The organism is Vibrio sp. 10N.222.48.A3 (genome assembly GCF_041475345.1).
GTDB lineage: Bacteria > Pseudomonadota > Gammaproteobacteria > Enterobacterales > Vibrionaceae > Vibrio > Vibrio tasmaniensis_A.
Window position 1 is genome coordinate 1 of sequence record NZ_JBFRVX010000582.1, and the last position, 7,666, is coordinate 7,666.

Sequence of the window (7,666 nt, forward strand, 5' to 3'; positions counted from 1 at the left end):
AGCCTAGACTAGCCAGTAGAACATGCCCCTGTTAGTTTTGATGTCTTTCGTATTTTTACGGTAAATGGCGACAGAAGAGCCATACATCAGCATAGTTGAAGCCTTGAATCTCGTCTCTAATTTATGATTTTGATTAGTGTTCGCACCAGTTTTTGATATTATTCGCGAAAATAAGTTTGAAGAAGTAGATCCACAATGGTCGAAACGTTATTAGTACAATTTGCTCCGATGCTATTAGGAGCCCAACTGATCTTAACCCTCATCTTAGTGAAAGGGGATATTTGCCCGGGACAACGTGGCCGCATTCACAAGATGTTGCCTGCAATTGGCGTGCTTTGGCTTGCCGTTGCCTCATTAAGAATTGAAGCATTTCTTGTCGTGTTCGCGATCTTTTATTTCTATTCTCAAGTTCAAACCAAGAAGACTCGAGATTCTGGCCCTATTTGGGTGATGTATTTAGCTTGTGGTTTAGCACTGTCATACGTTGCTATACAAGCGACGGAGCAAGCAACCACAGTCGGTATTATTAGCACTTTATTACTCGTGGTTTTATTGGGGGCAGCGTTTGGTCATTTACTGCTGACGATTGCAAGAACACGCTTACAGGCTTTTCACCGTGTTCTGCCCGTTGTTGGTGTGCTGACGGGGATGTTGGTGGTTTTGGCGACGGTCATAAATGTTTACTCTCTGTCTGAAGCTCAATTAGAGCCAATGATTTCAACTCTGCTGTTTAGCTTTGCTTTGCTAATCTCTGCTATCGTGGTGTGGTGTTGGCATTTATTGTTCGTTAAAACCCCTGAAAAGCTTCAGCTGACTATTTCATTGTTGATGTTATTGGCGGCGGCTGTTGGTTTAACGCCAGTTTGGGCGATGTAGGCGGTTACTGATCTCACAAGCCTTTCGGTGTTGAATCGAAAAAGTGTGATCTGTTTTTTAGCGGGGTGTTGGTAAGCGTTCTAAACTTAAATCTAGTCGGTGTGTTCGTTAGGAGTACGGGATGGATTTAAGCAACGTCAAAGGTTTCGATAGCATTATTTTGCTGGGAATCGTGAATGAAAAACTTCGCTTAGAATGCGATAGCTTTGAAGAGCTGATCAGTATGTATGAAATGGATATAGAAAGTGTCGTGGGCAAGCTTGATATGTTGGGCTATCAATACGACCCACTGACTAATCAATTCAAGTCTTACTCAAGATAAGCTCACAATGAGAGTTTCTTCTATCGTGGATTAACACTCATTACCTGTTGTCGGTATTGGCAATAAAAAAGTCACAGATAATCTGTGACTTTTTTGTTTCTGGCGCATATCTATCAGGTTCAACGCAGGCATAAACTAACCCAACAACGAGTCTCTTAAACGACCTCAATGCCATCTAGGTGACTCTTACTTTGCTGTCTTGCCGTGCTAAAGAAAGCTTGTAGGTAACGTTTGTCTTTTTCTGAGTTTCTTACCGCTGCGAACAACCTTCTTGAAAGCCCGTTACCCAATGGTTTACTGGCGATTAACCCTTGTCTCGAAAATTCACTGATTGCCCAATTTGGCAACGCAGCAACCCCTAAGCCTGCCGATACCATTTGCACTAACATCAATGTGTTGTCTGCTTGTTTCCATTTCTTTGGTTCAACGCCTGCTGGTTGCAAAAAGTGTTTCACTACATCGAGACGCTGTTTTTGAACCGGATAAGAGAGCATGGTTATATCGCTAAGATCTTGCGGTTCTATGCTCTGTTTTTCTGCCAAAGGTGAGTTGATTGCAGTGATCAAACGCATCTCAAAATCAAAGAGAGGTTCGTAGTGAACCTCAGAGCGAGGCTGAATGTCTGATGTGATCACCAAGTCGAGTTCGCCTGCCATTAGTGCGGGTAGGGGTTCAAAGCCAAACCCTGACGAGAAATCAAGGGTTACACTTGGCCAAGCAACTTGGTACTCCTTCAAAGCGGGCATTAACCATTGGAAGCATGAGTGACACTCGATCGCCATGTGCAATCGACCATTCACATCTTCTTTTAGGCTTGCGAGTTCGTTTTCAGCTTTGGCGATTTGTGGCTGTATCTCATCAGCCAGTTTTAACAAGATTTCGCCTTCCGAGGTAAATTTAACCGGCCTTGTTTTACGCAAAAAAAGCTGACCGCCAATTCGAGCCTCAAGGTCTTTCAACTGGTGAGAAAGTGCCGACTGAGTCAGATGAAGAGAAGTTGCAGTCGCGGTTAGCGAGCCGCTGTCTCTCAAGGTGGTCAATGTTCGAAGGTGTTTAAGCTCTATCATGAGTATTCCTCATATTCCCTAAGCTAATTCAATATTTCTTAATAATCACCCTACGGTGTTTTCTTTCATTTGTAAACGTCTGGATGTCCAGATGGATTTAATAAATTAGCGGTTAGATTATTAAAGATGAAAATTATTAATAAACAAGATGAATATTTGGACCTTGTTCATCGTTCAGATTAGGGAGATAGTTTAGCCATCCAGACGCCTTTGTTAAAAATGCAATCATTACAGGCAGTCTGACCGGAAATTAAAATTATCGAATAAGGAACACACACATGACGACAACAACGCATATTCTTGGCTACCCACGTATCGGTGAAAAACGCGAACTCAAATTCACTCTCGAGAAGTACTGGCGCGGTGAGATCGATCAATCTGAGCTTAAGCAGATCGGCAGTGAATTAAGAAATCGTAACTGGAATGTACAAGCTGACGCGAATCTAAGCTTTGCAACTGCGGGTGACTTCGCATGGTATGACCATGTACTAACTACGACTCTACTTCTAGGTCACGTTCCCAAGCGCCATGCTGGTGGATCAGAAGATGAAAAATCCTTCCCAGATTTAGATACCTTGTTCCGTGTAGGTCGCGGTCAGTCTCAAGTTCAATCTACTTGCTGCGGTGGTTCGCATACGTCGAATGATGTCACTAAAGACAGTTCAGCTGCTTCTGACATGACCAAGTGGTTCAACACTAACTACCACTACATTGTTCCTGAGTTCAGCAAAGATGACTCTTTTGAAGTCAACTGTTTGATGAAGTGAATGAAGCGATTAAAGCAGGACACAAAGTTAAGCCTGTACTCCTTGGGCCACTCTCTTACTTATACCTAGGCAAAGAAGTGGAAGAAGGGTTTGACCGCTTATCTCTACTTCCTCGCCTTCTTACCGCGTATCAAGCCATTTTGGCAAAGCTCTCAAAGCTTGGCGTAGAGTGGGTCCAAATTGATGAGCCAATCCTGGCTTTGGAGCTTGATAATCAGTGGGTAGATTCATTCAAGCTGGCTTACCAAGTGATTCAAGGCGATGTAAAACTACTACTTACCACTTACTTTGATTCGGTCACAGATACATTAGATAAAATCGTAGATCTGCCTATAAACGGCTTACATATCGACTTAGTAGCAGCACCGCAGCAACTCGATGAAGTGGTTAATAAGTTACCGGAAGATTGGGTACTTTCTGCGGGTGCAATCAATGGACGCAATGTGTGGCGAGCTGACTTAGCCGCGCAGCTTGAGTTACTGCAACCTGTGAAAGACAAACTAGGAGATAAGCTTTGGATCGCAAGTTCATGTTCATTGCTGCATAGTCCTGTTGATTTGGAGTTAGAAGAAACGCTTAGCGAAGAAGTGAAGAGTTGGTTTGCCTTCGCAAAACAGAAAGTCACCGAGGTGAGCTTGTTGGGTGCGGCGTTAGACGGCGATCAAAATGCCATTTTGGCGTGTGAGACTTACAGCCAACCAATTGTTGCCCGTAAGAACGCGACTCATGTGAACAAGCCACAAGTTCAGGCTCGTATCAATACCATTACCAAAGCACTGGCAGAACGCAGTGCTCCATACGCAGAGCGCGCAGCGCATCAGTCTGAAGTTCTCGGGTTACCGCTGTTACCAACCACAACCATTGGTTCGTTCCCACAGACAGGAGAGATTCGTCTTCAGCGTAGTGCTTACCGAACTGGCAAACTGAATGAAGCGGAATACACAACCGCATTGAAAGGTCATATTGCTGATGCTGTTAAGCGCCAAGAAGCCTTAGATTTGGATGTGCTTGTGCATGGTGAGGCGGAACGCAATGACATGGTGGAGTACTTTGCAGAAAACCTAGCAGGCTTCCAAACCACTAAGTTTGGTTGGGTACAAAGTTATGGCTCTCGTTGCGTGAAACCGGCGATTGTGGTTGCGGATATTGAGCGTGAAAAACCAATGACGGTCGAGTGGTCGACTTATGCTCAATCTCTAACTTCAAAGCAGATGAAAGGCATGCTCACAGGGCCAGTGACTATCTTATGTTGGACATTCCCACGTGAAGATATCTCGCGTAAAGAGATCACTAATCAATTGGCATTTGCGCTGCGTGATGAGGTGTCTGATCTGCAAGACGCAGGAATCAACATTATTCAAATCGATGAGCCTGCTATTCGCGAAGGTTTGCCTTTGAAAAAGCGCGACCATGCAGAGTACTTAGAATGGGCAGTGGATGCCTTTAAGATCTCAGCGGCGAGTGCTAAACCAGAAACTCAGATTCATACCCACATGTGTTACAGCGAGTTCAACGAGATCATTGATTCAGTGGCCGCGCTAGATGCCGATGTGATTACCATTGAGACTTCTCGTTCGAACATGGAACTACTGAAAGCGTTTGAAGAGTTTAACTATCCGAATGCGATTGGACCTGGCGTTTATGATATTCACTCGCCAAACATCCCTTCAGAAGAGTGGATTGTTGATTTACTTAAGAAAGCGGCAGAAAAAATACCTGCAGAACGTTTATGGGCAAACCCTGATTGTGGGCTGAAGACACGTAATTGGGCAGAGACAGAAGCGGCACTCACTAACTTAGTTTCGGCGACGAAGACACTGCGTAAAGAGTGGGAATCAGCTGAGGCATAATTCAGTCTAAGATTTGATTGACCCTCTACTCCACGATGACCCACAAAAAAGGCCTCGCATTTGCGAGGCCTTCTGGTTTTATACTTGTTCGAATCTCGAATCTCGAATCTAGCGGCTGCTCTGACACGTCTCTTTGCTGATCAGCTTTTCAACCATCAGTTGTCCGCGTGTATTGCGAATTTTGATGTTGTAAGCTAAGCCCATGTCGAGGTTAGCTCTTACTTCAGAGTTGGTGCAGTAGCTATTCACACTCATGTCTACAACTTGGTTTAAAGGCTTAGCGCCTTTCGCATCTTGGTTGTAGATCATCATGATTTCGACGACAGTATTTTTTGCTAGCACACGCATGATAGAGAGTGGACCATACTCAATAGGTAGGCCGGCAGATAAAACACCCGCACGATGGTGAGCCATCATCTCTAACTGTCTTTGTTTGTCTTGTTCACTTGATGAGCTACAGCCTGCGAGTAGGGCAATAGCCAGTGACCCAATAATCCATTTTTTCACGTTAAAATACTTTCTTGAATGGTTTAACAATCACATTCTGGTAGACACCAGCAGCGATGTACGGGTCTGCATCAGCCCATGCTTGTGCGTCTTCCAAAGAGTTGAATTCAGCAATCACAGTAGAACCAGTGAAGCCTGCTTCGCCAGGGTTATCGGAGTCAATTGCTGGCATTGGACCTGCTGTTAACAGTCGGCCTTCATTGTGAAGTGTTTGTAGGCGTTCTAGATGTTGTGGGCGAACACTTAGGCGTTTTTCTAATGAGTTTTCGACGTCTTGAGAAAAAATCACGTACCACATGTTGAGATATCCTTATGTTACTTCACTGAATTAGAGCGATTAAATTAGTTATCTGGCTAATTTACGCGAACTAATCGGTATTGGAAGAGTTAATGATAAGAAATTGTGAAATGGTGCGGGAGAGTGAGAAGGTCTTTAGCATTTTTAATCGAAACGACTAAAGACCTTAAAGTGCGATAGGGTCGTCGAAAGTACTATTTATTAATTGAGCGAGGTTTACCACTTTCGTCCACGGCAACGTAGTTGAATGTCGCGCCACATACCTTGTAACGATCGCCAATACCGTGATCAAGTACAGGCTTCACCCAGACTTCTAGGTCGATATTCATCGAGCTACGGCCAATCTTGGTGCAGTCGCCATAAACACAGACCACATCGCCAACCGACACTGGCTGTTTGAATTCGATGCTTGATACTGACACGGTGACTATCTTGCCGTTAGAGATCTCTTTCGCCAGTATCCCGCCAGCAAGGTCGAGCTGAGACATTATCCAACCACCGAAAATCTGGCCTGCTGCATTGGTATCAGAAGGCATCGCCAAAGTGCGAAGAAGTAAAGAACCAATCGGGTTCAAAGTTGATTGAATAGTCATTGTTGTACTCTTAATGGTATTGATTGTTTTAAATTTAAATAGATGTGTTTGCGGGGTTCGCGGTGGTCGTATTTTTAACGTATTCACCGAACACAAACAATCAGTGGCCAATGATCACGAGTATCATTGGCCACTGTTAAATCGCATATTGATAATAATTGTATCAAAAAGGGGGTGAGGACTCATCCCTAAGGGTTATTTCTCCTCGGTATTTTTACCTGAGAGCTCTTGTTGCGTATCGTTTTGTGTTTCTTGGTCTCTTTGCTGATGCTTATCTTTTGGCAAATGTTGGTCTTTTGGTAAATGTTTATAGATATAAACGCCCGTTAGTAAGGTAAATGCAAAAGTAGCGATCAGTAAGCCAAACACTTTGAAGTTGACCCACACATCCAATGGCAGGTTGAAAGCAACGTAAACATTGAGGATCGCACACAATGTGAAGAACAGAGTCCAAGCCCAGTTGATCTTGCCCCACACTGCTTCAGGAAGAGAGATCTCTTTACCCAACATGCCTTTAATCGCTGATTTGCCCATTAGGTGACTGACTGTAAGGCCGATAGCAAATAGCGCATAAACGATGGTCACTTTCCATTTTATGAAGTTGTCATCATGCAAAAAGATGGTCATGCCACCAAATACGGCAACCATTAGAAAGGTGATGATCTGCATTTTTTCTACTTTCTTGTAGATGATGTACGTCAAAATGATTTGTACTGCGGAAGCAACAATCAATGCACCTGTAGCCGTGTAGATGTCGTACATCTTGTAAAGCGCAAAGAAAATAATGAGAGGAATGAAATCAAGAATTTGCTTCATGTGGCACTGACTATCCAGTTAGTTGAGTTGCAGACAGTCTAACCAAAACTGTCTCGATGCTAAATAGCTCGAGACAATTGGGTGCTAATTAATTCAATCTAACCGATTATCGTGTTTAGCGAACTCTAACAGGTTAACGCATTGACGAGGTTTGATAGCGAGGTATTAGCTTCTTGATGTCTTCAAGGTAACCTTCACTTTTCAAACTGTCTAATGTGTTTTCGAGTTCTTGTTCGCTCATGGTAAAACACGTCGATTTACCGGTCGTTAAGTCGAGATACTCGTGATATTCACGCTCTGTGAAGTGGCCAATTCTGTCCATTAATAGAGTTTTAATTCCATGGTGAATTAAGCCGTAATATGTATGTCGTTGTAAGGTCATAGCCTATCCTCCGTGACAAGCTGCAATGTTATTGGTGCAACCTGCTGTATATTAGTTGGGTTATCTATGACAAAGCAATTCGAATGCCATTTAATCCATTGGGGTAGAATTTCTGACGTAAAAAGTTGAATTAATTTTCTTTTCAACTAGTTAAAGAAACGTTCGTTCTATTCTATAGATACCAATAC

The 7,666-nt window shown here is 43.5% G+C and carries 8 protein-coding genes and 1 pseudogene; 3 read left to right on the forward strand and 6 right to left on the reverse strand.

All coding sequences use genetic code 11. The features are described from left to right. Positions 1 to 195 precede the first annotated feature (195 nt). Together AB4653_RS16470 and AB4653_RS16475 are read left to right on the forward strand one after the other, a co-directional pair. Positions 196 to 876, forward strand: coding sequence for a hypothetical protein (locus AB4653_RS16470; protein ID WP_009846420.1), 681 nt, complete (start codon positions 196 to 198; stop codon positions 874 to 876). Between the two features lie 121 nt (positions 877 to 997). Beyond that, a complete protein-coding gene (locus AB4653_RS16475) occupies positions 998 to 1,198 on the forward strand; it encodes a DUF4250 domain-containing protein (protein ID WP_009846421.1) in 201 nt (66 codons plus the stop codon). A 155-nt stretch (positions 1,199 to 1,353) separates the two neighbouring features. Here the strand turns inward: AB4653_RS16475 and AB4653_RS16480 are convergent, their stop codons facing one another. Continuing rightward, positions 1,354 to 2,265, reverse strand: coding sequence for a LysR substrate-binding domain-containing protein (locus AB4653_RS16480; protein WP_009846422.1), 912 nt, complete (start codon positions 2,263 to 2,265; stop codon positions 1,354 to 1,356). Positions 2,266 to 2,543: 278 nt separating this feature from the next. Here AB4653_RS16480 and metE point away from each other — a divergent pair. Further along, positions 2,544 to 4,882: pseudogene (gene metE, locus AB4653_RS16485) on the forward strand (5-methyltetrahydropteroyltriglutamate--homocysteine S-methyltransferase). A 108-nt stretch (positions 4,883 to 4,990) separates the two neighbouring features. Here the strand turns inward: metE and AB4653_RS16490 are convergent. The 5 genes from AB4653_RS16490 to AB4653_RS16510 all read right to left on the reverse strand — a co-directional run bounded on the left by AB4653_RS16490 (position 4,991) and on the right by AB4653_RS16510 (position 7,478). After that, positions 4,991 to 5,389 (reverse strand): GspS/AspS pilotin family protein, encoded by a 399-nt coding sequence (locus AB4653_RS16490; protein WP_009846424.1) that lies wholly within the window; start codon positions 5,387 to 5,389, stop codon positions 4,991 to 4,993. Position 5,390: 1 nt separating this feature from the next. Beyond that, positions 5,391 to 5,687: a YciI family protein gene (locus AB4653_RS16495; protein WP_009846425.1), complete on the reverse strand. Its 297-nt coding sequence runs from the start codon at positions 5,685 to 5,687 to the stop codon at positions 5,391 to 5,393. Positions 5,688 to 5,881: 194 nt separating this feature from the next. After that, positions 5,882 to 6,280 (reverse strand): acyl-CoA thioester hydrolase YciA, encoded by a 399-nt coding sequence (gene yciA, locus AB4653_RS16500; RefSeq protein ID WP_009846426.1) that lies wholly within the window; start codon positions 6,278 to 6,280, stop codon positions 5,882 to 5,884. Between the two features lie 195 nt (positions 6,281 to 6,475). Next, on the reverse strand, positions 6,476 to 7,096 hold the full coding sequence (locus AB4653_RS16505; protein WP_009846427.1) for a septation protein A: 621 nt from the start codon (positions 7,094 to 7,096) through the stop codon (positions 6,476 to 6,478). Positions 7,097 to 7,229: 133 nt separating this feature from the next. Next, the gene (locus tag AB4653_RS16510; protein ID WP_032555183.1) at positions 7,230 to 7,478 is read right to left on the reverse strand and encodes a hypothetical protein; all 249 of its coding nucleotides are present in this window, start codon (positions 7,476 to 7,478) and stop codon (positions 7,230 to 7,232) included. Positions 7,479 to 7,666 lie beyond the last annotated feature (188 nt).

What these genes read in the sequence shown, in the direction of transcription:
- AB4653_RS16510 (WP_032555183.1), bottom strand. Translation starts at nt 7,478, where the DNA reads ATGACCTTACAACGACATACATATTACGGCTTAATTCACCATGGAATT.
- AB4653_RS16475 (WP_009846421.1), top strand. Translation starts at nt 998, where the DNA reads ATGGATTTAAGCAACGTCAAAGGTTTCGATAGCATTATTTTGCTGGGA.
- yciA (WP_009846426.1), bottom strand. Translation starts at nt 6,280, where the DNA reads ATGACTATTCAATCAACTTTGAACCCGATTGGTTCTTTACTTCTTCGC.
- AB4653_RS16495 (WP_009846425.1), bottom strand. Translation starts at nt 5,687, where the DNA reads ATGTGGTACGTGATTTTTTCTCAAGACGTCGAAAACTCATTAGAAAAA.
- AB4653_RS16480 (WP_009846422.1), bottom strand. Translation starts at nt 2,265, where the DNA reads ATGATAGAGCTTAAACACCTTCGAACATTGACCACCTTGAGAGACAGC.
- AB4653_RS16470 (WP_009846420.1), top strand. Translation starts at nt 196, where the DNA reads ATGGTCGAAACGTTATTAGTACAATTTGCTCCGATGCTATTAGGAGCC.
- AB4653_RS16505 (WP_009846427.1), bottom strand. Translation starts at nt 7,096, where the DNA reads ATGAAGCAAATTCTTGATTTCATTCCTCTCATTATTTTCTTTGCGCTT.